Source organism: Candidatus Binatia bacterium (genome assembly GCA_029243485.1).
In the GTDB taxonomy this organism is placed as follows: domain Bacteria; phylum Desulfobacterota; class Binatia; order UBA12015; family UBA12015; genus VGTG01.
In genome coordinates this window covers 39616-64642 of record JAQWRY010000073.1, presented here as the reverse complement: position 1 = coordinate 64642, position 25027 = coordinate 39616, and the positions used below count along the sequence as shown (strand labels likewise).

Below are 25027 nucleotides of genomic sequence, written 5' to 3'. Positions count from 1 at the left end.
CGCCCGCGGCGAGAATTCCGAGTCCACCCGCCTCACATACGGGCGCCACCAGACCCGGCTTCGAGATCCAGCTCATCCCCGGAAGTACGATGGGCACGTCGATGCCGAGCAGGTCGGCCCAAGCGGTCTTCATGGAGGCCTCGCCACCACGCGTCGGGGAACCACGCGCGGCTCATTCTCACGACCCCGCCAACTCGGCCGCCGCAACCGCCTGTTCCGCGAGCAAGCCCTCCGCGCCATACGTGTAGTGCATCGTGCGAGCCGACATCCGAGCAGTGGACGGGTCGAGAGCCATCCGCTGGACGAGGACGACGACGCGCTCCAGATCCGGACGAGCCTGCAGCACCAGCGAAGCAAACGCATCGGGTCGGTGGAGATTACCGAGGACGTGCCGGCGCATCTCAAATTGTCCGAGCGCCTGCTGGACGTACGCCGGGAACTGGCGCCGATCGAGCGGCACGCCACCGTCTCCCCGAGGCTCGAAGGCGACCACGAGGACCGGGGGCGTAGCCGTCGTGTACATCGCCCAGCCTCCGAGTTTCCAAGGGTTCACGTCGTACAGCGCGACGAGACCCCGATGCACCAGCGGCCAAACCGCGACGAAGGCGATGACCGCCAGAACGACGGCGACCTTCCAGCCGGCGACGGGCGCCGGGGGCCCGGGCGATTTCCGGCGGGCCGCCATCACATGTACCCCGACTCGATCCACGCGGCGCCGGGCAAGAAGCCCGCGGCCGCCAGCACCACCCACAGCAGGAAGATCCCGAAGACCGGTACGAGCTTCCGGATGAGGTCGCTCGGTGTGAACAGCAACAAGAGGTTCACGAACACCAGCGCGAAGCCGATCTCCCGGGCGCCCGTCTGGATCACGACTACGAACGCGAGAGCCACGATCGCCGCGACCGTGCGCGTACGCTTCCAAACCAGCAAAGGCGCCAGGATCATCTCCGCGACGTAGACCGCGTTCGAGGCGAGCACGAATTTAGTGGACTCGACCCGATATGGCCCCTCCCCCGAACGGAGAGGGTCATGCGCCGCGAGGCGTACGACCTCCTCGGGCGAGAGCATCCAACCGAACACATCGCCGAATCGATCGCCGCGACCGACCATGAACGCCAGAAACTCGCCGCCGAAGTACTGGCCGTGCAGGACCTTCTGTAGCCCCGTCTGAAACAGCACGATCGCAGTGACCCACAGGATCCCCTGCAGAACCGCGGACTCCCCGTCTCCGTCGCGCCCGACGAGTGCGAGAAGCGAAACCACCAACAGCTCCAGGACGAAGTGATTGTCCGCGAAGGGAAAGTTCCCGACCAACTCCACGAACAACAGAGGTACGGCGATCCGAGGGGCCACATGCGCCCAGCGGGGCACCCAAGCCAAAGTCGCGCAGGCCGTGAGCAGCAGCGCCGCGATCACGAGCAACCCCACGTCCATGTTCGCGTTGAAGATCAGCCACAGCCAACTGCGCGCAGCCCCGAACAGGAGCAGAAACTTTCGCAGCCCGTCGATCTTGGGACCGACGAGCGCGGGCCGTCCCTCTTCGGCAACCGCTAAGAAGTCCGTCGCCGTCACGACTTCACGTCATCCCATCTTGAAGCCGAGGGCAAATCCCGCAACGAACCCACCGCCGAACGGCAGGTTGTTCGTCACCACCTGCCACGCCCGATCCGCGAGCGTACCGTCCGAGGTCTCCCAGGCGTTCGTCGCCGCGCCTTCGACCGCACCCCAGTCGATGTCGATCAACTCGGTATAGGCAAGCGCCTGTAGGAGAATGAACACGGCGCCGATCGCCAGCAGGACGAGTTTGCCGATCTTCTTCGCGGTGTACCCCACCGCGAGACCGACAACGCCACCAAACCCGAGCCCGCCCACCGGCCCGAGCAGGATGTTCCCCTTCTCTTCCATCCGGGTTCGCTAGGATTCCCGTCGATGCGAGTCAAACGGGCGCGGTCACGAGACGGGGCCGGCCTCCATGCGCAGGGGTGATGGCGCCTGGCTCCACTCCTCGTAGAGGACACGCTCCCGCTCGAGCGGGCCGTCCTCGGCAATGAACTGCCGACCGAGGATCATTGTCGTGCGCGATTCGTCGTCGTACTCGGGCCACGCGGGAAGACCCGAATGCCCGGGCTTGCCACCGCTCGCGAACGCGAGAAACGCGGTCTGCAGATTGTGCTCGAGGGTACGGGCCGCGCCACTGAAGCCCGTGAGCGGCAACACGAGCGGGTTCCCGACGGCGCCGAACAGGAACGGCACGTCGATCGCGTGTGCAGCGCCGAGCAAGCGGCGCATCGCGGCGGCCCGCCAGGTCACCAGGTACCGGTAGGCGGCGCCGCCCGCGGCGTGCTGCGCCTCGGCAAGCTGCGCGCACGGATAATGGAACATGCGCCCGCTCTGGAAGGCGACCCACGCCTCGTTCGTACTCGTCGCGGCGGTTCGGCCCTGGAGCGCCTCGAGCCAACGCCGCATCGCCTCGTCCGGCGACGGCGCACCCGGGAAGCCCTCGTTCAAGATCAGCCCGAACCGGTCTCGCAACCCCTCCTGGGACAGCCCTCGAATGCCCGGATCGAGCATGCGGAAGAGCTTCCACTCCTCGAGCGTCGTGCCCGTGAGGATCGGGATGTCACGCGTCGCACCACGCCGAACGGCATCGAGCGGCTGCTCGGTGATGACGTCGCCATCGACGAACGGCAAGAAGACCATGAGACGAAACAGATTCGTCATCTCGTTCATGGTCTCGTTCTGCGCTTGCAGGATGTCATCCATCGAGATCTGCGCAAAGGACCGGTGCGACGGCGGCGGCCCACCCAGCCGACTCACGAACTCTTTCGCCACACCTTCCGCGAGGTCGCGCTCGATGACGTGGCCGCCGGCGCCACTCATGCAGATCGCGCGATGGAAGAGCGGGCGTGCGCGCGGTGCCGCGAACAACGCTCCAATGCTCATCGCGCCGGCCGACTGACCGAACACGGTGACGTTCTCGGGGTCACCACCAAACCGAGCAGCGTGGTCGCGCACCCATTCGAGCGCCGCGATCTGATCACGAACGCCGAGGTTTGTGCTCTCTTCGAATCCCTCGCCGAAGACGGTCCCGAGATGCGCGTATCCGAGCGCTCCGAGTCTGTAGTTGATCGTGATGACGACGGCGTCGCCCTGCATCGCGAGCGCCCGGCCGTTGTACATCGGCGTGGAGCCCGCGCCGACCAGGAACCCGCCGCCGTGAATCCAGACCAGGACCGGCCGCCGGGCGGTATCCAGTTCGGGCGTCCAAACGCTCACCGAGAGGCAATCTTCTCCCAGGCGGCCCGCGGCAAGGTTGATGAACGAGAAGACCGGAAGGGAGACCTGCGGGACCGCGTCACCGTACTGGGTACAGTCCCGCACCCCCGTCCACGGCTCGGGGGGCGACGGCGGTAGAAATCGCCGCACGCCCGCCATGGGCGCGGCGTAGGGGATCCCACGGAACGTGTGAATACCCGAGGACTCAAGCCCCCGGACCCACCCGTGATTCGTCTCGAGTTCTGGATACGACAAAACGTTCCCCTACAGCTTACCATCTGAACGCCGCCGTTTCTTCCCGACGTTCCGACCGGCAATCCTTGATTGAACCCCGCCCATCCGGCAAGCAATCCCGACCGTCTTTTGGCCCGAGGAGTCCTGAAATGTCCGAAGAAACGAAGAAGATTGATCTGGGGGGATACTCCCTGCGGGCCCGCACGCTCGGCGAGGGGGAGCGCACCTTCGTGCTGATCCACGGCTTTGCCGATGGGCTCGACGCCTGGGACGCGGTCGCCCCCGCGCTCGCCAAGCAGGGACGCGTCGTTCTCCTGGAGCAGCGCGGGCACGGCTACTCCGGCGGCCCGGCCGGCCCCTACCAATGGGACGACCTCGGAAAGGACGTCGTGGCCGTTCTCGACGACCTCGGGATCCACAAGGCCACTCTGGTCGGACACGCGCTGGGCGGCCTCGTCGCCCTGATGACCGCGCTTCAGGCGCCCGACCGTGTAGAGCGCCTGGTCGTCCTCGGAACCGCCACGGAAGCGAACGCCGAGCAGAGAAACTGGTGCACGGAGATCCTGAAAGCCGGCCGGATGAACGCCCTCGAGGGGATCGCCCACTCGATCTTCGGGCCGATCAGCCGCAAGTCGGTCGAAGGCACGGCCGGTCCGATGATGGAGCTGGCCCGCCGGATGGAGACCCTCGAAGCCGAGGCGATCACCGATCGCATGAAGTCCGTGAGTTGCCCAACCCTGGTACTCGTCGGCGAGAACGACCCGGCCCTCTCGCAGTCGCTCGCGGACGCGCTCCCGCATGGCACGCTCGAGAAGATCGCCGGGCAGGCACACTTCCCGCACAAGAAGGAGCCGGCGACCGTCGTCTCCGCCATCGAGAAGTTCGCCTCGGAGTAATCCACGTCGCGCGCAGCGACCGGCGCTACACTAGGGCCGGTCGGCGAGGAGCTTCTTCATACGCTCGCGCATCTCCTCACGAGAGGCGGCGAGCTTCGCATCCTGCTCCCGCGAGAGGACCTTCGAGAGCGCGGCTTGCTTGGCGTCGCGATCGGCCCGTAGGAGACGCATCTTCTTGAACATCCCCTCGTCGCCCTTGATGACGGGATCGCTCTTCTTTGCGAACTCGAGGTTGATCGCGGCGACCTTCTCCGCCTGCTCCTTTGAGAGTCCGAGCTTCTCCTTCATGAACCCGGTTTGAACCGTCGCACGCTGCTCGGGAGTCGTGTTCTTCAACTCCGCGAGCGCGTCTCCCTGCGCAAGAACGGCGGGCGGCGTCGCGAGAAGCCCGACCATGACAACGAACATCAGAATACGTCGCATGGTCGGGCTTCTATCTCGCGATGCCGAACGCTGCCATCACCTGTCGGCTTCAGGCGTCGGGGAACCAGTTCGCGTGGAAGCCGAGCGGCACCCGACGCGGGACCTTCACTCGTGCGATGGGCCCGGCGGCGACGTCGCGGGCGTCGAGAACCCTAAACTCCGAACGCTTCGTGAGCCGATCCGTCACGACACTCAGCAACCAACCGTCGTCCTCGTTCTGGCCCGCGGGATCGGCAGCGAAGACGTGCTCGCCACTGACCGCGTTCTCACCGTGGACGTACTCCTCAGACGTGCCGGACTCCATGTCGTACTTGATGACCCCGTGGAAATCGAACTCGAATTCCCACGTGCGCGCGAGCGCGTTGTACTGATAGCGGTGCCGCCGACCGGCGCGATCATCGTTGATCCGCGGGAACTCGCCGGAACGATCGTCGGTCTGCTCGCCGCTCGCCGTCTTCTCCGTGAGATCGACAGACCAGTGCCACGGCTTCGGCTCTTCGATCTGGCTCGGGTTGTCGAACTGAAGACCACCCGGCATCTTCTCGAACGACGGGCCGTAAATCTCGACCTTGTCGCCATCGTCCCACGCGTTCCAGAAGTGAACCGGGAAGCAGTTGTCGATCTCGACCCAGCGGATGTCGTCGTTTCCGCCGCGACGGGGCAGGATGCCGATGCGCGTGCCGCGTTCCGGCTCCCAGCGTACGCCGGGCTCGCCCTTCATCATCGAGTCGAGGTCGAAGATCCCGGGCGCGTCGAAGAACACGACGTAGTTCTCGGTCAGGGCAAAGTCGTGGATCATGACCGGTGCCGGCAGGTCGATCTCGACGCTGTGAACGAGCGCGCCCGACGCATCCGCGACGTGGTAACGGAGGTACGGCGGGAACGGCGAGTACCCAAAGAAGAACATCTCTCCCGTCTTCGAGTCGATTTTCGGATGGGCCGTCATCGGTCCCTTGAGCTTACCTGCGAAGTCGTACTCGCCGACGGTCCCCAGCTCACGCGAAAGCTCAGTCGGCGGCGCGGCCTCCATCAGTGCAAGGTACTTTCCGGCATGCCGCACGGTGTGGGTGTTGCCGTTGTTCTTCATCATGCCGACTTCGTCCATGACGTCCTGCGCCGGGAGCTTGAACTGCGAAACGCTGCCGAAGCAGGCATGCCCGCGCTTGCGCTCGGCGAGCAGGCCCGCCGACTCGATCCACCGGTTGCGGTAGCGAGCCTTGCCGTCCTCGACGTAGAGGGCGTGGATCATCCCGTCGCCGTCAAACGGGTGGTACGCACCCTCGGGCGCAAACTGCGGGTTCGGCCCGTTGCGCACGAACATGCCCTGGAGACCTGCCGGCAGTTCTCCGACGACTTCGAGCTCGGCATCGTTACGCTCATCCATCACGGGGGCCAGGATGCCCTCGAAGAAACGGTTCTCAGGAACGTTCGGCTCGGTCGACATGACGTGCGGTCCTTTCTCACGGCCGGCAGGGCGCCAGCGTTAGTGAGTCACCACTACGTTTCATGCCCGGGCTTGTCAATCCGAGGGATTCAGAGCCGTCCCTAGCCAACCAAATCTCCGGCCGGCCGCCTCCGGCCACCGCCGGATCTCCAGCTCTCCGGAGAGCCCCGCGGCGTGGCAGCGCGCGCATCGCCACTGGCGGACGGCGCGCCGAGCTCGCCGGTTCATTCCACACGCGCGGCAGCGATGCTCGTAGATGTAGCGGGCTCGCGGGCGGCGCGGCGGGGGCGACCAAACGATGCCGAGGTCCCGCGGGTCGACACGCGTGCGGGGCTCGTAGCCCGCGGCGCGCATCAGAACGGCCCACTCACTCCCGTGCGGACGAACGGACCTGCGATATCGCTCGAAGACGACCACGTGTGCTGCTTCGTGACATAACACCTCCGCAAAGGCGGCGGCGGGTGCGGTCAGCAGAGCATGCGCGATCCTGATGACTCGGCGTCCGGGGTGCGCGAGGCCCAGAGCGCGGCTCATCCTCCGGCTGATCTCGACATCGACCGAGTCCTCCAGACCCGGCCGCCCCCACACGTCCGACCACCCCGCCAAGAGTTCGCGACTCGCGCTGTACAGCTCGGTGGCTCTCGCGTCCGGGGTCACCCGCGCATCCTATCGCAACTCGACCGACGCGCCCACGTACAGAGGACAAATCGAAGTCAGTCTGGTCGCAGTGCCTTCGTTCTCTGCGCTGCCAGCAGCGAACGGATCGCCGCCTCACCCGCCGCGGCTTCGGGGTCCGAGCCGGAGGCCGCGCGGACGACCGTGACCCACGCATCCCTGTAGCGCCGCCAAGCGGCCTGTGACTGCTCCGCCGCGTCGTCGTACCGGCGGCGATACCGCTCGTAGGTTTCGGCGCTGTCGGGGAGCGCGCGCTCGTACACGACGAAGCTCTCTGCCCGCTCGCGCCGGTCCTCTGCGTAGGTCGTCTCCAGGGCACGCTCCCTGCGACTCGCGTCCAAGGCGGACACCGGCTCGAGGACATGTTCGACCAACGCTCGGCGGACCACGGCGTCGAAATCCGCCTGAACACGCACCCGTTGTCGCTGCGCGGCGCTCTCCGCGTCGTCCTCGAGCACCCGAGCCCGCTCGATCCGCGCCCCCTCGCGGTCGGAATAGCCCCCGAAGTGGAAAAGCAGGCCCGAAAGCTCGGCTCGGGCCGCCTCGGGTACACGCTCGCGGACAGCGTGCACGTGCTCCTCGCGGCGCGCCTCCTCGCGTCGACGCCGAACCTCCTCGCAGCGGGACTCGAGCGAGGTGCCGCCGGGAAGTTCGCAGAACACCAGCGTCTTGCCCGGCTCTGCGCTGAGGCCGGCGCGACGCTCTAGAAGAATCCGACGAAGGAACAGCTGGGATTTTGTGTTCGCCGGGTCGACGGCCTGCCACTGCGCCACCAGCGCGGACGCCGCATCCAGATCGACCGGGACCCCGTCGCCGTTGAGCCGCATGAGGACGAGCGGCGCGTATTGGCCGAGCCAATCCGGCGCGACCTCCGAACCCCGCGGTCGTGCCCGCGCTGCATCCAAGCAGGCGTAGGCCGACTCGAAATCCGGGGGCGCGGTGATCCCGAAATAGAGATCCGCGCAGCTGCGCACCTGCGGTTCTGCCGCGGCTGGGACGTTCGCCGCGGTGGCCAGCACCACGACCCACAGCCTCAGGAGTAATCGCCTGCGTCGGAACATCCACCGACGATGCCCGCTCGTCGCCTCGCGGCGCAAGCACTCCCCCCAGCCCGCGAACCGGGCGAGTCGCTCAGCGCCCGATCCGTTCCCGGAGGCGGTCGAAAATGTCACAGATGACTGCCTGCTGACGGTCGCTCAGCCCTGCCCCCGGGCCGCGGGCGGAGACCGTCTCCCCGATCTTCGTAACCCACTCTCGGTCCTGCGAGCGCATGAGGTGCGGGTGACGCAGGAGCGTCTCCATCTGCTCCGTCGGCGAGAGCACGCTCTCGCGCAGGCCGGCCGAATGGTTTGCGCGCGGACGGCTGCGCGCGCCTGCGCGCGCAGAAGGCGTCCCGGCGGCGGGTCCGGGGCCGGGTCCGGGTCCGAGTCCGGGTCCGGGTCCGGACCGCGCGACGCAGGACGCGCGCGATGCCTCACTGCGGCGCGCATCGAATCCCACAAAGGAGAGCTGACAACCAGGCCGTCGCGACCGACGCAGCCGGCGAATCTCTTCGAATCTCGCTACCATCGTTCCCTCCCTGACCATGTCGACTCTTGTGGTTCGCAAGGGCCGTGCCGGAACGCGTCGCTCGGAAACACTGAGGAATCCGGTTCGGGCCGGAGGGGCGGGTGTCGCATTCTGTTTGCGACCGTCAGCGTCGGTTGACGGCGGCGAGGCGTCATGACCGAATCCCGCGCGCGATGAAGGCTCTACGCGTCGGCCAGTTCGTTCACGCTCGGCAGGGACAACCCCTGTGGCTCCGAGCGGCCAACCAGGTCGGGCGACTGGCCCCCGGCCTGGCGGTCCCGTCCGCCGATGCCTGGTGGGAGGCCGCTCTTGCCCACGAACCTGCGGCGGTCGACCCCGCGCCGGAAGCCCGTGAAGCCCTCGACGTGCTCGTTCGATCGATCCGGAGCGACACGACGCTCTCGCTCATCGGCCGGATCTCGGCGCGAGACGACACCGTACGCCTGGCCCGGACGCACCTCCGGATCCGGCAGGCACTGCGGCACCCCCCCGCGATCGCAGAGACCACCCTCCCCGAGCCAATCTTCATTGTCGGGTGGCCGCGCACCGGAACGACCGCATTGCACCAGATCCTCGCTCGCGACCCCGAGAACCGAACGATCCCCTATTGGGAGAGCTTCGACCCCGTTCCTCCCTCCTCCGGCCCCGACCTGCGCGCGGACCGGCTCGCGCGGATGCTCGACCAACTCGCCTCGATGGCGCCAAGCTACGACGCGATCCATCCAATGACCGCAGACATGCCCGAGGAATGCGTCGCGCTGTTCATGAACGACCTCCGCACGCTACAGTTCGACATCCAGTACCACGCCCCGCAGTACGTCGAGTGGCTCCTGGATCAGGACACGAGCATCGCGTACACGAGCTACCGTCGCCAACTGCAGCTGATCCAGTTCCACCGACCCGCCGGCCGCCGATTCGTGCTGAAGGACCCGACGCACCTGGTCCACCTCGAAACCCTGCTCGAGGTCTTCCCCACCGCGAAGGTGATCTTCACGCACCGAGATCCGGGAACCGCGCTCAGCTCCCTCTGCAGCCTACACGCGTACACCCGTGCACTGTTCACGAACGACGTCGACCCGGTCGCACTCGGCCTAGAAATCATGGACGGGCATTGGCCTCGCGCCATGGAACGCGCGCTGGCGTTGCGCGACCGCCTGCGGCCGGAACGCTACACCGACGTTCGGCATCCCGACCTGGTGCGAGACCCGCTTGGGACCGTCGAGAGCACCTATGCCGCACTCGGCGTCCCCTTCAACGAGGACGCACGGCGAGCAATGACGAACTACATCCAGGCCGAGGCGGAGAAACCTCGCCACGTGCATGAGCACTCACCCGAAGGGTTCGGTCTCAGCCGCGACGGCATTCGTGCGCGCTTCGCCGACTACTGCTCCGACTTCGAGATCTGACCGTCAGCGGAACTCGAAGCCTTCGTAGTCGTTCGCCACGACTTCTTCGCACTTCTCCACGTACATCGGAAAGCCCAAGTACGGCATGAAGACCCGCGCCTTGCCCGGGATGTTCGCGCCGAGGTACCAGGAGTTGCAGGTCGGCAGAAGCGTAACCCCCGCCACCTCGTTCACATGCTCGACCCAGGCGTCTTCCGCCTCGGCGGTTGGCTCGACCATGGACACTCCGGTCTCGCGCATGCGCTCGATGCAGTCCGCGATGAAGTTCACGTGCTGCTCTATCGACGGGAGCATGTTCGTGAGCACCGACGGACTTCCGGGGCCGGTGATCGTAAAGAGGTTCGGGAACCCCACGGTCTGCAGACCGAGGTAGGTTCGCGGACCCTCCGCCCACTTGTCGGCGAGCGAGCGCCCGTTGCGGCCCCGTATCTCGACCTTCCCAAGCGCGCCGGTCATCGCATCGAAGCCCGTGGCGAGCACGATGCAGTCGAGCTCGTAGCCTTCCGCGCCGACGCGCAGTCCGGTCTTCGTGATCTTCTCGATCGGCGCTTCACTCACGTCGACCAGGGTGACGTTCGGCCGGTTGTAGGTCTCGTAGTAGCCGGTATCGACGCACATCCGCTTGCAGCCAAGGACGCTCTTGGGGGCAAGCAGTTCTGCGACTTTCGCATCCTCTACGGTCGCGCGGATCTTGCGGCGAACGAAGTCCGCCCCGGTGTCGTTGGCGCTCCGACTGAAGAGCAGGTCATTGAAGGAACCGAGGAACGACAAGCCCCCATGCTCCCAGCGCGCCTCGTAAGCAGCCTCACGTTCCACCGCGTCGACCTCGAGCGCACCCTGCTCCATGTTCCGCGATGTGCGTGCTCCGAAGCCCGACGGCATGAGTTTGTTCTCGGCGCGGAAGTTCGGGTAGTCGGCCTTGATCGCGGCGACGATCTCCGGGTCCAGCTTCTTGTTGTGCGCCGGAACGGAGTAGTTCGCGGTGCGCTGGAACACGAAGAGGTGTTTCGCCTCGACGGCAATGTGCGGGATCGACTGGATCGCCGACGAGCCCGTACCGATGATCCCGACGCGCTTTCCCGTGAAGTCCACACCCTCGTGCGGCCAGCGACCAGTGTGGAACGTGTCGCCACCGAACGTGTCGAGCCCTTCGAACTTCGGCGTGTTCGCGGACGACAGGCAACCCGTCGCCATGATGACGAAGCGCGCCGTCGCGTGCCCGCCCGCGGTCTCTACGTGCCAGCGACTCGTATCCTCGTCGAACATCGCAGACTCGACCCGCGTCTCGAACTCGATGTCGCGGCGGAGATCAAATCGATCCGCGACGTGGTTCACGTAGCGAAGAATCTCGGGCTGCGTCGCGTACCTCTCAGACCACTCCCACTCTTGCTGCAACTCGTCGGAGAACTGATACGAGTACTCGAGGCTCTCGACGTCGCAGCGCGCGCCCGGATACCGGTTCCAATACCAGGTCCCGCCGACGTCGTGTCCCGTCTCGAAGACGCGGGCCAAGAGTCCCATGCCGCGCAGACGATGGATCATATAGAGCCCAGCAAATCCGGCCCCGACGACGACGGCGTCGTACTCAGGAAGGTCGCTGCCGTTGGAAGCAGACATGGGCTTTGAACATAAGTGATGGCACGGAGATGGCCAACATCCCGTCTCTACATCTCAAAGCGCTTCACTCCCGGGTCCGGTGCCCGGCTTCGGTTCGTCGCCCTGAACGAACGGCTTGAAGATGAGCGCGCACTACCGCGTAGGGACTCCCGTCCCGGCATCTTCGACGACGAACTGAAGCTCACTCTCGCACGAGCCCCTTCACCTCCGCCAGGCTTCGCATCGGATCGACGACTTCGGCGAGCCACTCCCGAAGAGCAAACTCCCGAGTGTGAGGCCGCATTCGTCCGGTCTCGATACGCGAGAGATCGTGCTGAGCTCGGTGCTCCCCGCTCGCGGCTCGTTGGGATGAAGAACCTCCGTCAACGCGTATCCGACGAGGTCTTCAGCATCGCATCCGACCAGCCGACAGAGAGCGGCGTTCACTTCGCGCCACGTTCCATCGGACGCCAGGGCCCCGCTCCCGATCCGGGCCTGGTCGAGATCAGCACAGGCCTCCGTGCCCGCCGCAGACCCCCGGGTCGACCGACGAGTGCAGCGACGGGGCTGAGCTAGCTCTCGAACGCGGCTTGCTTCTCCTCGAGCTCTTCCCACCGCGCCGTCAGCTCCGCCACCGACGCGCCGGCGGACTCGAGGTCGGCCCGGAGCACCGCCACCGCGTCGCCCCGGTCGCGGTACGTCGCTGGATCCGCCAGTTGCTCCTCCAAAGAACGCACCAAGCCCTCTGCGACGTCGATCTTCTCCAGAAGGCCATCAAGCTCGCGTTTCTCTGCGAAGGTGAGCTTCTTCGGCGCGGTCGTCTTCTCCCGGGGCGGCACCTTCGCGACGACGGGCTTCGTCTGCGTCTTCGCACGAGCCGCCTCTTCGCGCGCGACGCGCTCACGGTACTCGGTGTAGCCTCCCGCGTGTAGGACCACCCGACCGTCTCCTTCGAACGCGAGGATCGACGTCGCGACGCGGTCGAGGAACCACCGATCGTGACTTACGACCAGCGCACAACCCGAGTACTCGGTGAGCATCGACTCGAGTGCGCCGAGCGTCGCCACATCGAGATCGTTCGTCGGCTCATCGAGGAGCAGGAGGTTCGCATTCTGACAAAGGAGCCGGGCGAGGCACACGCGCGCGCGCTCGCCGCCGGAGAGCGTGGCGATCTGGTGACGTTGCGCCGGCCGATCGAAAAGAAACCGCTCGAGATACGACGCAACGTCGAGTCGCTCGTCTCCGATCGAGATCTCGTTTTGATCCTCGGCGACCGACTCCCGGATCGAGCGCGTCTCGTCGAGCTGTCCACGCATCTGATCGAGATACCCGGGCTTCGTGTTCTCCCCCAGGGTCTTCACGCCGGCCGTCGGCGTCAGCTGGTCGAGCAGGCAGAGCAGGAGGCTGGTCTTACCGGAGCCATTCGGCCCGACGATTCCGACTCGGTCCCCCTGGCCCAGACGAAGATCGAGCTTGTCGATCAGCCGACGGCCGTCCCGCTCGAGGGACAGACCCTCCAGCGTGAGGATCGTCTTGCCGAGTCGCGACATTCCGGAGCGAAGCGCCGCAACGCGCTCCTTCTCCGGCTTCTTCTGGTCGCGAGCCGCTTCCGCCCGGTCGACGCGCGCTTTCTGCTTGGTACTTCGCGCCTTCGGCCGACGACGGAGCCACTCCAGCTCGGTCCGCAGGAAGTTCTGCCGGTTGCGCTCCGTCCGCTCTTCCTGCGCCTCTCGCTCCGCCTTGGCTTCGAGATACGTCGCGTACCCGCCCGCGTAGCTCATCACCGAACCGCGGTGGAGCTCGAAAGTCCGCGTGGTCACGCGATCGAGCACGTAGCGATCGTGCGTGATCAGGAGGAGCGCGCCTTTGAACTCGTTGACGAGGTGCTCTTCGAGCCACTCGATCGTCGCGACGTCGAGGTGGTTCGTGGGCTCGTCGAGGATTGCGAGATCGGGGTCTCCGACCAGAACGCGTGCGAGATCGACGCGCCGTCTCTCCCCGCCGCTCAGAGAGTCTACGCTACGACCCGGGTCGCGAATGCCCAGATGGCCGATGATCGCCTCGGCTTCGTGCAAACGCTCCCAGCCGCCGAGTCGTTCCAGCTCATCTCCCGCCGCCGCTTGCGTCACGACGAGCGCGTTGACGTCTCCGGTTCCTTCGGCGAGACCGGCCGTGGCCTCTTCGTACCGCTTCTTCGCCCCGCTCCACGCATCGAGGCTGTGCAACACGACGTGCCGCACCGTCTCGCCGGCGGGCAGGTTCGGCTCCTGTCCCAGGTAATCGACGACCGCACCGCGACGAAGAGCGATCGCTCCGCCTTCGAGGGTCTCGACCCCCGCGAGAATTCGACCGAGCGTGCTCTTCCCCGAGCCGTTGTTGCCGACCAGGCCCACCCGCTCGCCTGCGTGGAGCGTGAGCGAGACGTCTGCGAGCACCGTTCGGTCGCCGTAGCTCTTGCGCAGACGGGCTCCGTCGATGATGGGTTTCGGATCGGCGCTCACTGAACTCGTGACGGAACGCTACCGACCGCGCCGGGTCAAGCCTGCTGGCGCGCCGGGATATTCCCGCTAAAAGGAGAAGCCGTGTCGGAAGAGCAGATGGACGAGTCCACCAACGTCTTCGGGGAGCCTCTCGAGGACTGCAGCAACAACCCTTTGACCGGATTCTTCCGCGACGGGTGCTGCAACACGAGCGAGCAAGACGGCGGCTCCCACACCGTGTGCGTCGAACTGACGGAGGAGTTCCTCGACTTCTCCCGCCTACGAGGGAACGACCTGTCGACCCCGCGCCCCGAGTTCGGGTTCCCTGGCCTCAAACCGGGCGACCGCTGGTGCCTGTGTGCGGCGCGGTGGCTCGAGGCCTACCAGAGCGAGGCGGCCCCCCGCGTGTGGCTCACTCGCACCCACCACAAGGCTCTCGAGATCATCCCCCTCAAGGTCCTTCGGGACTTCGCGGTCGACCTGAACTGAGACATCACCCCCCAACTCGGCCGGCCCGACGTTGAGACGTGGGCTGATGCGCACGACCGAGGCTCGGGAACTACTACCGGTTCGGCTCCGTCGGGCGACGCCCTCAGTTCGGCCGCAAGCGGTAGCGCAAGGGCATGCGCTTCACCCCGCCGAGGAAGCTCGACCGCATCCGCTCGACCGGCCCGGCGAGCTCGACCGACTCGAGGCGCGCCCCGAGCTCTTCGAAGATCACACGCAGCTCCAACCGGGCCAGGTGCGCACCCAGGCAGAAGTGCTCCCCGATTCCGAAGCCGACATGAGGGTTAGGGTTGCGATCGATCCGGAACTGATCCGGATTCTCGAACGCATCCTCGTCGCGATTGGCCGAGGGGTACAGCAGGCACATGGATTCGTTCGCGCGGATCTTCTGACCGCGAAGCTCGAAATCCTCGGTGGGCGTCCGACAGAATTGGATCACCGGCGCGGTCCAGCGCGCGATCTCCTCGACCGCATCGTCGAGGAGGGAGGGATCGCCCTGCAGCTTCGTCATCTGGTCGGGGTTCTCGATCAGAGCGAGAAGGCCACCACTTGCGGAGTTTCGCGTGGTTTCGTTGCCCGCGACGACGAGGAGCAGGAAATACGACAGAAGCTCGAATGCGGGCATCGGCGCACCATCCATCTCGACCGTCGACAGGATGCTGACCATGTCGTCGCGAGGCGCCTTGCGCCGTTCGTCGGCCAGGTCCGTGAAGTACTCGAAAAGGCCCGTGCGCGCTTGCTCAACGCCCTCGAAGGGCACGTCGCCCGTCTTGTACTCCTCGTCGGCCGAACCGGCGATCTGGTTCGTCCACTTGAACATGAGGTGCCAGTCCTCGCGTGGAACGCCGAGCATGTCTGCCAGCACGTTCAGCGTGAGCGGAGCGGCGAAATCGGCGACAAAGTCTCCTTCCCGCTCTTCGCCGTCGCCCCCCATCTCGGTCAAGAGATCGCGCGTAATCTGCCGGACCTCCCCACGACGACGATGGATGCCCCGCGGTGTGAACCACCCTGCCGCGACGCGCCGGAACGCCTGGTGATCGGGCGGGTCCATGTTCAGGAGATGACGTGCGAGCGTCCGCTCCCCTTCCACGGGAGCCCCCTCTTCGAAGATCGCGAGACGCGGGCCGTTCAGGAAACGCTGCGGCTGCTTCGAGATCGAAACGATGTCGTCCCGCTTGGTGATCGCCCAGAAGCCGACCCCGCCCTTCAGGTCGAACCAATGTACGGGCGCCTCGTTACGCAGACGCTTCCACGCCGCGTGCGGATACCCGTGCTGCGCGAACGTGTCGGGTCCGATGATGTCTTCGGTGGTCGGCAGAGACTCGGTGCTCATGGTCGATCCTGTAGCACCTTTGCGGAGGCGGCTTCCCGTCAGCCCGCCCAGGGCGTGATCTCGGCCTTCAACTTCTCGTAACCCGTGAGGAAACCGGGGCGCTCTGCCCCGTAGATCTCATCGAACTTTGCCAGCGCCGTATCCAGCCACGCCGCCAGCCGCTCGTTGCCCGGATTCGCGTCGAGATAGGCCTCGCGGATGAGAACGAAGTGGATCCGCGGGTCGTAGGGCTTCTTCTTCCCGCCCATCGACTCGTCTCCCTCGAGGAGACGAAGCAACATCGCGTCGGCCGAGCCGAGCGTCTGCTCGTGAATCGGAGGGCCCTCCATGCGGTACATGACCGACGTCATATCTCGGCCGTTGCCCGTCGTGTAGCCCATCTCGCTCCAGAGGTTCTTCATGTCGGCCTCCGCGCCGACCTTGTCGATGACGAGCTGGCCGAAGTGACGCAGCGGCTCCGACACGTCGGCGAGAAGATCGGTCAGGCGGTCGCCGTCGAGATCCGTCGCAAGGATGATGGAGTCTTGATGGTCGATCAGGTCCCACAGCAGCAGACCGTAGTTCGTGTCGGAGATGTGCTGCTCGACCCGACCGCCCCAGTTCTCCATGCCGGCTTTGAAGTCGGCCGGGAGCAGCGCGATGATGCGGTCGACGCGCTCGCGGTGCTCCACGTAGCCATCGACCGCGTACTTGCGACCGACCTGGAACTTCGTACCCTGCAGCATCCAGGAGAGGATACCCGCGTTGATGCCGTCTTCCTGGGCCTGGGTCGGCTTGAACGCGACGCGCCCGATGCGCCCGGTCTCGTGCACCATCTGCAGGAAGCGGCGACACGCGTGCGCCATCTGAACACCCGGAGTGTTCATCTCGGAGTGGATGATTCCGGTCTCCGCGCTGACATCGAACTTCGCCTTGTCCTGCGAGTACGGCAGGCACGGCATGCAGCGCACGACGGTGATGCAGCCGTAGGGCCGAACGTTGCAGTAGACACCGGCCTGCGTGCGGAGCGGCGCGTTGCCCGACTTGCCCATCACGACGACCTTCCCGCCCTTCCCGTCGTTGACGTATGCGTCGCCGGCGGTCGACCACTTGATCGAGGCGCACGGCAGGTTGCCGAACCACGAGAGCGGCTCCAGCTTCATGTCGTGGCGGTACTGCGCCCACATCGGGACGCCGTAGTAGGGGAGCCCGAGAACGTCGACTGCCGCCAGAGTGCCCAGGAGCGCGTACGCGTCTGTCAGCGAGTGGGCGATCGGGTTGATGTCTCCGGCAAAGTTCCCACCCTTCCAGACGACCGCCTCGGGGTAGCCGTCGGGGCGGATGTCCGCCGGCTCGAACAGGCCCTGGAGCAGGCCCAAGAGGTCGCCGCCATCGGCTTCGGTTCGGGCGATATTCAGTAGATCGAGCATTTCGTGTTCCCCTCCAAGATTCCTGCTGGCCGCCGGTGACCGCGGCTCGCTTCGTCCCACCCCGGCCGCGCGAGGCGCGGGGGCGAGATGGAGGGATAACGAAATGAACGGGCGCAAGCACGAGCCGCCTCCGATCGCGGGATGATCCAGCAGACCTTCTTGGCGCGTGCTGTTCGGACGCAACTTCACCTCAGCGCCGAGATGGAACGTCTTCTGCATCTTGTCGTAGACCCCACGGATGTCGGTCGGCGCGGCGAGATCGCCCTCCCAGAGCGCGAGCGTGTAGATGTCCTGATCCGTGTGGTGGACCAACGTGCCAAGCAGGAACTCCGGCTTCAACTCTTCGCAGTTTCGATTGTAAGCCTTCAGTCGCCCGCGGACCTGCCAGCGACTGTAGCGCTTCGCGAGGGGCCGGAGCAGACTGGATTCGGTGCTCCACTTCTTCGTGAGCTCCGCGAGGACGAAGTCCGCGTGGACCGCGAACGCGTTCGTATCGAAGTAGCAGATTTGATCGGTGTGAACGTGGATCAGGAACTTTGAGTACCGCTCGTTCCCTACGGTCTGGCTGGAGACGTCGAACTCCTCGAGCGAGCAAAGCGCCTCCGTGAACGACGGGTGACCGAGGTCCAGAGGTGCCTCCTGGATCGTGGGCGCCGGCGGCCCGCCGCGGCCGCGACCCAAACGCTTCGCGGTCGTGCGCCCGTCGGAGGCGCCTTCCTCACCGATCGTGCCAGCGCCAGATTCGGTCACGTCACCGAGGACGCGAAAGTCGTACCGGCGCCCTACCCGTGCCATCGGCACGCCGTGGCGACCGCTCCAGCGAACCCTCGTCCGGAATGACGGATTCGCTCGAACAGCCGTTCGACCCCGGCGCGGTTCTCTCAGAACCCTCGATCCTCTATAGGGACCAGGCTCGCATGCGCATCCGAACCATCCTCTTCGTCGTCCTCGGCGTTCAGCTCCTCCTCGCCACCGGCCTGATCGCGGTCGCCCTGGTCATGGAGCAGACCCAGAGGGAAACCGAGCAGGCCGAGCACCGGCGCTTCGAATCCTTCCAGCTCGCCGACCAGCTTCGGCAGTCCTCCGACGACCTCACCCGGTTCGCACGAACGTACGCTGCCACCGGAGACGAAAAGTACCGGAAGTATTTCGAGACCGTGCTCGCGATCCGCAACGGCGACGCTCCGCGACCGGAGGGCTACGAAGGTGTCTACTGGGACCTCGTAGCGGCGGGCCAGACGCCCACAGGAGAGGAGCACCGGGCGCAGTCGCTGCGCGACCGCATGCTCGAGGCGGGCTTCACGACCACCGAGTTCGACAAGCTCAGCGAGTCCCAGGCGCGTTCGGACGACCTCGTCCAGATCGAAAACGTCGCGATCAACGCCATGCAGGGCCGGTTCGACGACGGGACCGGTAACTTCGCCCGCGAGGGACCGCCGGATCGGGAACGCGCCATCCAGCTCCTGCACGGCAAGCGGTACCACGAAGCGAAAGCGACGATCATGGAGCCCATCGGCGAGTTCCAGGACATGATCGAGTCGCGCACCGAGACGGCCGTAGCGGCACTGAACGATCGTGAGCGTTCGGTGAAACGCTTCGACATGCTCCTCGCGTGCACCCTCTTCCTCACGACCCTCATGTCCGTGGTTCTGATCCGCAGGCGTGTCCTTGCGCCGATCGAGGAGATCGCGGCGGCCGCCGATCGCGTTTCGAGCGGGGATCTCTCGGCGCGTGCCCAGATCAAAGGCTCCGGTGAGATCGCGACGTTCGGAGCGACCTTCGACGCGATGGTGACCTCGGTCGGACGGCAGGTGGAAGAGCTGGAGAATGCCCACGAGGAGCTCTCGAAGCAGACCGACGAACTCACCGAACAGACCTCGCGCAGTGAGCACCTCCTTCTGAACGTGCTCCCCGCGACCATCGCCGACCGACTGAAGGGCGGCGAGGAAGGCATCGCCGACTCGTTCCCCGAAGTCTCGGTCCTCTTCAGCGACATCGTCGGCTTCACAAAGATGAGCGAGCGGCTCGGCGCCAGGCAGGTCGTCGAGATGCTGAACGACGTCTTCGGCCTCCTCGACGCCCTCGCCAAGAAGCACAAGTTGGAGAAGATCAAGACGATCGGGGATTGCTACATGGTGGTTGCCGGAGTCCCCGACCGCACCTCGACCCATGCCCAGCAAATAGCCGAGTTCGCGCTCGACATGCAGGAGACCCTGCGCGGCTACGCGGAGAGCTCGGGGCGACCCCTCCGGATGCGTACGGGAATCCACACGGGCACCGTCGTCGCCGGCATCGTCGGAACCTCGAAGTTCGCGTACGACCTGTGGGGAGACGTGGTGAACGTCGCGAGCCGGATGGAGTCCACGAGCGAGCCCGGCAGTATTCAGGTCTCCGACGCCGTCCGGGTCCGACTCCAGGACGACTACACGTTCGAGGAGCGCGGTTCGGTCGAGCTCAAGGGCAAGGGCCCCATGAACACGTGGTACCTCACCGGCCGACGCATCTGCCAAGCACGCGATCCACAAGAGTAGAGCCGAGCCGGGCCGAGCGGACAATCGTTGTCCTCAGCGCGATGGTAGCGTCTCAGCATGAGTTACCACGATCGAGCCCGCTGTCGCGGCGCCCTGCTCGGCCTCGCAGCCGGAGACGCCGTCGGCACGACCGTCGAATTCCGCCCGCGCGGATCCTTCACGCCTCTCACCGACATGATCGGCGGTGGCCCGTTCGATCTTCAAGCCGGCCAGTGGACGGACGACACCTCGATGGCGTTGTGCCTCGCGCGGAGCCTCCTCGACTCCCGCGGCTTCGACCCCGCCGACCAGATGCGACGCTACGTGCGTTGGACGCAGGATGCCTACCTCTCGAGCAACGGCCGCTGCTTCGACATCGGCACGACCGTCTCGGCTGCACTGCGACGCTTCCGGGCGGACGGCGAGCCCTTCGCGGGATCGACCGACCCCGGCGACGCGGGCAACGGATCGCTCATGCGCCTCGCGCCGGTCGTCATCTACTTCCGTCGCGAGCCGGAGACGGCCGTGCGCATGGCCGGTGAGAGCTCTCGCACGACGCACGGCGCGCCCGAAGCCGTCGACGCGTGCCGACTGTATGCGGCGTTTCTCCTGCGAGCTCTCCGCGGCGAGGCGAAAGAAGAGATTCTACGCCCGGTGCCGGCGACGACGTTCGATTCCGATCTTGCACCGTCCATCGCAGCGCTCGCTTCGGGAAGCGGCCGCGACAAGACGGCAGACGAGATCCGAGGGAGCGGCTACGTCCTTCGGTCCCTCGAGGCGGCCCTTTGGTGCTTCGCGCGCACCGACTCCTTCGAATCGGCGATCCTGCTCGCCGCGAACCTCGGGGAGGACGCCGACACCACCGCCGCAATCGTCGGCCAACTCGCCGGCGCCCACTTCGGCGAGGAAGGGATTCCTCCTACATGGCGGCGGCTCCTCGCCCGCGGCGAAGAGGTCCGCGGGCTCGCGGATGCGCTCGCAGGGGCCTGGCCGCTCCTGCCGAGCCCCTTCTACCAGGCCTATTGGGCAAACCCCGGCAGCGTCATCGCCGGACCGTACCCTGGCGATCTCGATCCGCAAAAGGCCACGACGAAGATCCAGGCGCTCCTCTCCGCCGGCGTCCGCCGGATCGTGAACCTCATGCAAGCCGGCGAGACGAACGCCTCCGGGCAGCCATTCGCGTCCTACGAACCTCTCGTCCGCGAGGCCGCGGCACGGCTCGGCGTCGACGTGGAGTGCCTGCGATTCGAGGTCCCGGATCTCGGAATCCCGACCCCCGAGACACAGATGGAAATCCAGAACGTCCTCGACGAATCGCTGGCGAAGGACGAAACCGTCTACATCCATTGCTGGGGCGGCGTCGGGCGCACTGGTACGACCGTCGCGCTCCACCTCATTCGGCACGGCCAGGCCGAGCCGACGGACTTCGAGGCCGTGATCCAGTCCCGACGACTCGGCGACGCCGACGACCGAGCGTCGCCGGAGAACGACGAGCAGTGCACGCACGTGAAGGCGCTCTGCGCCGTGTGATGCACGGACTCGACGGGTCCTCTCTGCGCGGTACTGTCGCAAGCCATGATCACCCACCTCCCCGACCTGGATCCGATTGCCCCCTCCACGGACGGCCCAGGCCCGGACCATCCCATGCGGAAAGTGACACAGCAGGTGGCCTTCGATCCGGGCGGCTGGACGCCGACGCGCGCGAAGAAGGTGGCGACGCTCTTTGACAACCTTGCTCCCGAATGGGCGAGCCAACATTCCGCCCAACCGCTCGTCTCTTTGGAAGACGCACTCGAGCGGGGGAACGTTTCCGGCGCGTCGTGCGTGGAACTCGGCGCCGGCACCGGCCCCGGCACGGAGGTTCTCTCCAGCCACTTCGACCGTCTCTACGCGCTCGACCTCTCACACGAGATGTTGATCCGGCTAAAGCCCGAGTGGGGAAGTCGCGTTCGGACCGACGCGAGCCGGCTCCCGCTGCGCGACGACAGCACCGACGTGCTCGTCTTGATGAACATGCTGCTGTTCCCGGCCGAGGCCGCCCGGGTCCTGCGGCCGGGCGGCGCTCTGGTGTGGGTCAACTCGCGCGGCGACCAGACGCCCATTCATCTTCCGCCCGAGGAAGTCGCCCGTGCCCTGCCCGGAAACTGGTCGGGCAAGGCGGCCAAGGCTGGCGCCGGGCTGTGGTGCGTCCTTCGGCGGAACTAGGCGCCGTGGCGGCTTCGCGGCGCCACACGCCGGATCGCAGCGCGATTGGATCGAGACGACGAGTCGACCCCGGTTCAACTTCGGCGCCTAGCGCCTAGCGCCTAGCGCCCGGCGCTCGGCGCTCGTTCTCCTCGACCTGGTCCTCGAGTTCGTCAGCCTCGAGGCGCTGGCTCGGATCGCGACAGCAGTCGCGGTCCTCGAACTGGCCGCGCTCAAAGACACCACGTCACATAGAGTCATTCTCTGCGTCGGCGATTCCCATACCTGGGGCAAGGGCCGCGGGTATCCGGAACGGATCGACGCAGTTCCGCGTGGTCAACCTCGGAGTCCCAGGGGCGAATACGGCTCAGATCCAGAAGCGCTGGACCGACTACCTGGATCGCTACGAACCCGAGTTGATCGTGCTGTGGGCCGGAATCAACAACGCCTGGAATCGCGCAGACGCACTAAGACGCGATCGCGGAAGTGATTTTCTAAACGATCGAGGAGAACGGCCTTCTCGCGGGTCATCCCGGCTTTAGAGAGCAGGTCGGCCCGACGTACCGCCTAGCACTCGGCTCCCTCGGACCGAAGCCGACACGGGGCGCCGAGACGCTGCGGCCCTACCCGAACAGCTCGACATCATGTCGGATGTTGTCGCCTTCGCCCGCTTCGCCATCGTCCGGCACGTTGTCGGGTGTCGTATGAACAGCACCGGTTCGATCCACGTAGATCGCTGTGTCCGTCCCATCCCGGCCGATCAGTGTGTCCGCGCCGTAGCCCCCCTGCAGGAAGTCGTCGCCGGTGCCGCCGTCGAGACGATCGTCGCCTTCGTTTCCCTCTAGGGAATCGCCGCCGCCGCGCCCGAGGAGCCGATCGCGGCCCTCGCCGCCCACCAACACGTCGTTCCCGTCGCCACCTCGGAGAACGTCGTCGCCGGCACCACCGTCGAGATGCACCGGGACATCACCACGGACCGTCACGCGATCCCGACCGCTCCCGAGGAACACCTCGACCGACAAGAAGACACCGGTACAGCGAACGCGGTTCCGATCGTGCACACAGGGAACGCCGTCCGACAGGCGGATCTCCGTCCTGCGATCATAGATGTCGAGGTACGGGGCTTCGACCCCGGAGAAGCTTCGGATTTGTATGCGGGACGCTGCGCTCGGTGGACCATCCAGTCGAATCACGCCCGCGGAGAGGGAGAGCACCGTCTGCGGCCGCGTGACGATCACGTCGATCTGATCCGAACTCGTTCCGCCGATGCCGTGGCACTCGATCTCGTACGTCCGCGTCGTGCCCGGCTGCACGACGACCTCGCCGGCGGGCACCACCGAACCACCACCCCCCTGCACGAACTCGCAGGCATCCGCATTCGTCGATTCCCACGCGAGGGTCGTCGTCTCGCCAGCGAGGATCGCCGCCGGCAACGCAGTCAAGGTAACGGTCGGCGGGTCCGCGACTTCGTCAATGCACGAAGCCGACAACACCCGCGCGCGCATGATGTCGGGAACCCGAAGGCTATCGTCGCCGTACTGCCCCTCGCGCCCGAACCAGAGATTGATGTTCGAGTACCCGCCCGAGCGGAGATGGCAGTAGCTCATGATCGTTCCACCGCCGTTCGTGGGAACGCTCGTCGAGCCGGCGTAGCAACCATTCTGCGAGCCGTAGCACTCATCGATCGGCGGGGAATAGCAGTGGGTGTGGCCACTCCCGAAGTTGTGACCGAGCTCGTGACTCACGCCCATGATGTCCCACAAGAACCTGGAGTCCGTCGTACTAAACTGACCGTTGATGCTGCCTGTGAACCCGTACCCGTAGGAGCCCGAGCACAGGGCACCCACATACGCGATCCCGCCTCCGGTCCGTTTTCCGGAGAGGAAGTGCGCGACGGTCCTGGGTACGCCCCCCATGTTGGCCCGCCAGTCGTCCCTGAACTCGTAGAACCCTCCGCTGGTAGTCTCCACGTCCCACGGATCTAGATCCTTGCCGTCGGGCCACAACGAGAGATGGCTCACGCGCAGTACCGTGCCGACGTCGCGTTCGTAAATCGCGGACATCGCAGCGAACAGGTCGCCGATGTACGCGACCGCCTCCTCGGTCGAGTCGAACAGCTGGTGAAACTCCCAATCGGTCTCCAGCGCGATGTCTGCGACATACAGCCCCGACGCATCCGCCGACGCGGCATTCAGCTGATCGGCGGCCGCCGCGGCCACGGCCGCAAGAGAAGGCGGCGGCTCGAGCGCCCCACCACTCCCACAGGCCCAGGGCGCAGCCCCCTCTCCGACAGGTTCGTTCGAATCCACCAGCTGAACTTCAGGCGTTCCGTTTTCCGAGGTCACGGTCCACATCCCCTCGCCGTCCGAAACGAGGCCCCGCGTGCGGCGCTCCGCATCGACCGAGAGGAACGCGAACGAACCGGGGCGCCCCTCGACAGTGCCGGCGAAGTACGCGGTGTCGGGCGCCGGGACCGACACCGTCCGCGTGCCACGGTGCACGACGATCAGCGCCCCCGGGCGAAAGACCTCCACGCGACGCAGGCTCAAGGCACCCGTCGCCTGGCCCGCGGCGGCGTTCGCAGAGCGAGCCGCGCGCGCGGCCTGCGGCCGGGGATCTTCGAGCGGCACGTCCTCGACGCGGAGCCGGTTTCCGGTGGGCACGTCACGCGCCCGTTCCGAGAACTCCGGAGAGAGAAGCCAATGGCTCTCGGGCGACGCAGCGAACGCCACTGCGGCGACGAACGGCAACACGAGGGCCGGGAAGAGCACAGCTCCCCTCCTCGCACGACGTCTGGATGATGGTTCGATTCGACTCTGCAAAAGCCCCATGTGCAGCTCTCAGCCCCTACCGAACCGATCGGCCTGAGCAGGGGGGGCGCTTGAGGACCCTAGAGGTATTTTCTTCGAAATAACACCGACATCTGTCGTTCGCCGGTGCGGCCGCATCGGCGACCGCCTGCGCGTTCGCGAGTTCCGCCCAAGTGCAGCAGCGGGTGCGAGAGCAAGCCCCCATCAGCCGGGGTAGGCCGCGATCATCGGCAGCACCCACCTCGCTCCGGTGAGCATTCCTACCCCGGTGACGA

General features: G+C 66.2%; 19 protein-coding genes and 2 pseudogenes. 6 read left to right on the top strand and 15 right to left on the bottom strand.

Annotated features, from left to right (window positions below):
- Position 1: 1 nt before the first annotated feature.
- The 5 genes and pseudogenes from P8R42_21155 to P8R42_21135 form a co-directional block, all read right to left on the bottom strand.
- Positions 2-133, bottom strand: a pseudogene (locus tag P8R42_21155) (nitronate monooxygenase).
- A 45-nt stretch (positions 134-178) separates the two neighbouring features.
- Entirely contained in the window at positions 179-685 is a 507-nt protein-coding gene (locus tag P8R42_21150; GenBank protein ID MDG2307107.1) for a hypothetical protein, read from the bottom strand.
- Complete coding sequence (locus P8R42_21145; GenBank protein ID MDG2307106.1) at positions 685-1572, bottom strand: hypothetical protein; 888 nt, start codon at positions 1570-1572, stop codon at positions 685-687. The genes P8R42_21150 and P8R42_21145 overlap by 1 nt, the downstream gene beginning before the upstream one ends.
- Positions 1573-1581: 9 nt before the next feature.
- On the bottom strand, positions 1582-1905 hold the full coding sequence (locus P8R42_21140) for an FUN14 domain-containing protein (GenBank protein MDG2307105.1): 324 nt from the start codon (positions 1903-1905) through the stop codon (positions 1582-1584).
- A 45-nt stretch (positions 1906-1950) separates the two neighbouring features.
- Positions 1951-3531, bottom strand: a complete 1581-nt coding sequence (locus P8R42_21135; GenBank protein ID MDG2307104.1) for a carboxylesterase/lipase family protein — start codon at positions 3529-3531, stop codon at positions 1951-1953.
- A 128-nt stretch (positions 3532-3659) separates the two neighbouring features.
- On the opposite strand from P8R42_21135, the gene P8R42_21130 reads away from it, so the two are divergent.
- Positions 3660-4406: an alpha/beta fold hydrolase gene (locus P8R42_21130; protein MDG2307103.1), complete on the top strand. Its 747-nt coding sequence runs from the start codon at positions 3660-3662 to the stop codon at positions 4404-4406.
- A gap of 30 nt (positions 4407-4436) precedes the next feature.
- Here P8R42_21130 and P8R42_21125 read toward each other — a convergent pair whose 3' ends face one another.
- The 5 genes from P8R42_21125 to P8R42_21105 all read right to left on the bottom strand — a co-directional run bounded on the left by P8R42_21125 (position 4437) and on the right by P8R42_21105 (position 8517).
- Positions 4437-4829, bottom strand: a complete 393-nt coding sequence (locus tag P8R42_21125) for a hypothetical protein (GenBank protein MDG2307102.1) — start codon at positions 4827-4829, stop codon at positions 4437-4439.
- Between the two features lie 49 nt (positions 4830-4878).
- Entirely contained in the window at positions 4879-6273 is a 1395-nt protein-coding gene (locus P8R42_21120) for a carotenoid oxygenase family protein (GenBank protein MDG2307101.1), read from the bottom strand.
- A gap of 75 nt (positions 6274-6348) precedes the next feature.
- Entirely contained in the window at positions 6349-6930 is a 582-nt protein-coding gene (locus P8R42_21115; protein MDG2307100.1) for a SprT-like domain-containing protein, read from the bottom strand.
- A gap of 56 nt (positions 6931-6986) precedes the next feature.
- Positions 6987-7970: a hypothetical protein gene (locus P8R42_21110; GenBank protein ID MDG2307099.1), complete on the bottom strand. Its 984-nt coding sequence runs from the start codon at positions 7968-7970 to the stop codon at positions 6987-6989.
- Between the two features lie 109 nt (positions 7971-8079).
- Positions 8080-8517: a hypothetical protein gene (locus P8R42_21105; protein ID MDG2307098.1), complete on the bottom strand. Its 438-nt coding sequence runs from the start codon at positions 8515-8517 to the stop codon at positions 8080-8082.
- A 173-nt stretch (positions 8518-8690) separates the two neighbouring features.
- Here P8R42_21105 and P8R42_21100 point away from each other — a divergent pair, with 173 nt between their 5' ends.
- Entirely contained in the window at positions 8691-9923 is a 1233-nt protein-coding gene (locus tag P8R42_21100; protein ID MDG2307097.1) for a sulfotransferase, read from the top strand.
- Between the two features lie 3 nt (positions 9924-9926).
- Here the strand turns inward: P8R42_21100 and P8R42_21095 are convergent, their stop codons facing one another.
- Both P8R42_21095 and P8R42_21090 read right to left on the bottom strand, forming a co-directional pair.
- Positions 9927-11540, bottom strand: a complete 1614-nt coding sequence (locus P8R42_21095; GenBank protein ID MDG2307096.1) for an NAD(P)/FAD-dependent oxidoreductase — start codon at positions 11538-11540, stop codon at positions 9927-9929.
- Between the two features lie 551 nt (positions 11541-12091).
- Positions 12092-14020: an ABC-F family ATP-binding cassette domain-containing protein gene (locus P8R42_21090; GenBank protein MDG2307095.1), complete on the bottom strand. Its 1929-nt coding sequence runs from the start codon at positions 14018-14020 to the stop codon at positions 12092-12094.
- Positions 14021-14116: 96 nt separating this feature from the next.
- On the opposite strand from P8R42_21090, the gene P8R42_21085 reads away from it, so the two are divergent.
- The gene (locus tag P8R42_21085) at positions 14117-14488 is read left to right on the top strand and encodes a DUF2237 domain-containing protein (protein MDG2307094.1); all 372 of its coding nucleotides are present in this window, start codon (positions 14117-14119) and stop codon (positions 14486-14488) included.
- A gap of 103 nt (positions 14489-14591) precedes the next feature.
- On the opposite strand, the gene P8R42_21080 is transcribed toward P8R42_21085, so the two are convergent.
- Both P8R42_21080 and P8R42_21075 read right to left on the bottom strand, forming a co-directional pair.
- On the bottom strand, positions 14592-15839 hold the full coding sequence (locus P8R42_21080; protein MDG2307093.1) for a cytochrome P450: 1248 nt from the start codon (positions 15837-15839) through the stop codon (positions 14592-14594).
- A 38-nt stretch (positions 15840-15877) separates the two neighbouring features.
- Complete coding sequence (locus P8R42_21075; GenBank protein MDG2307092.1) at positions 15878-18043, bottom strand: hypothetical protein; 2166 nt, start codon at positions 18041-18043, stop codon at positions 15878-15880.
- Between the two features lie 41 nt (positions 18044-18084).
- Between P8R42_21075 and P8R42_21070 the strand changes: the two genes are divergently transcribed.
- The 3 genes and pseudogenes from P8R42_21070 to P8R42_21060 all read left to right on the top strand — a co-directional run bounded on the left by P8R42_21070 (position 18085) and on the right by P8R42_21060 (position 21963).
- Positions 18085-19779 (top strand): adenylate/guanylate cyclase domain-containing protein, encoded by a 1695-nt coding sequence (locus tag P8R42_21070; protein MDG2307091.1) that lies wholly within the window; start codon positions 18085-18087, stop codon positions 19777-19779.
- A gap of 57 nt (positions 19780-19836) precedes the next feature.
- Positions 19837-20676, top strand: a pseudogene (locus P8R42_21065) (ADP-ribosylglycohydrolase family protein).
- Between the two features lie 657 nt (positions 20677-21333).
- On the top strand, positions 21334-21963 hold the full coding sequence (locus P8R42_21060) for a class I SAM-dependent methyltransferase (protein MDG2307090.1): 630 nt from the start codon (positions 21334-21336) through the stop codon (positions 21961-21963).
- Between the two features lie 602 nt (positions 21964-22565).
- Here P8R42_21060 and P8R42_21055 read toward each other — a convergent pair.
- Positions 22566-24713, bottom strand: coding sequence for a M12 family metallo-peptidase (locus P8R42_21055; GenBank protein MDG2307089.1), 2148 nt, complete (start codon positions 24711-24713; stop codon positions 22566-22568).
- Positions 24714-25027: the final 314 nt, after the last annotated feature.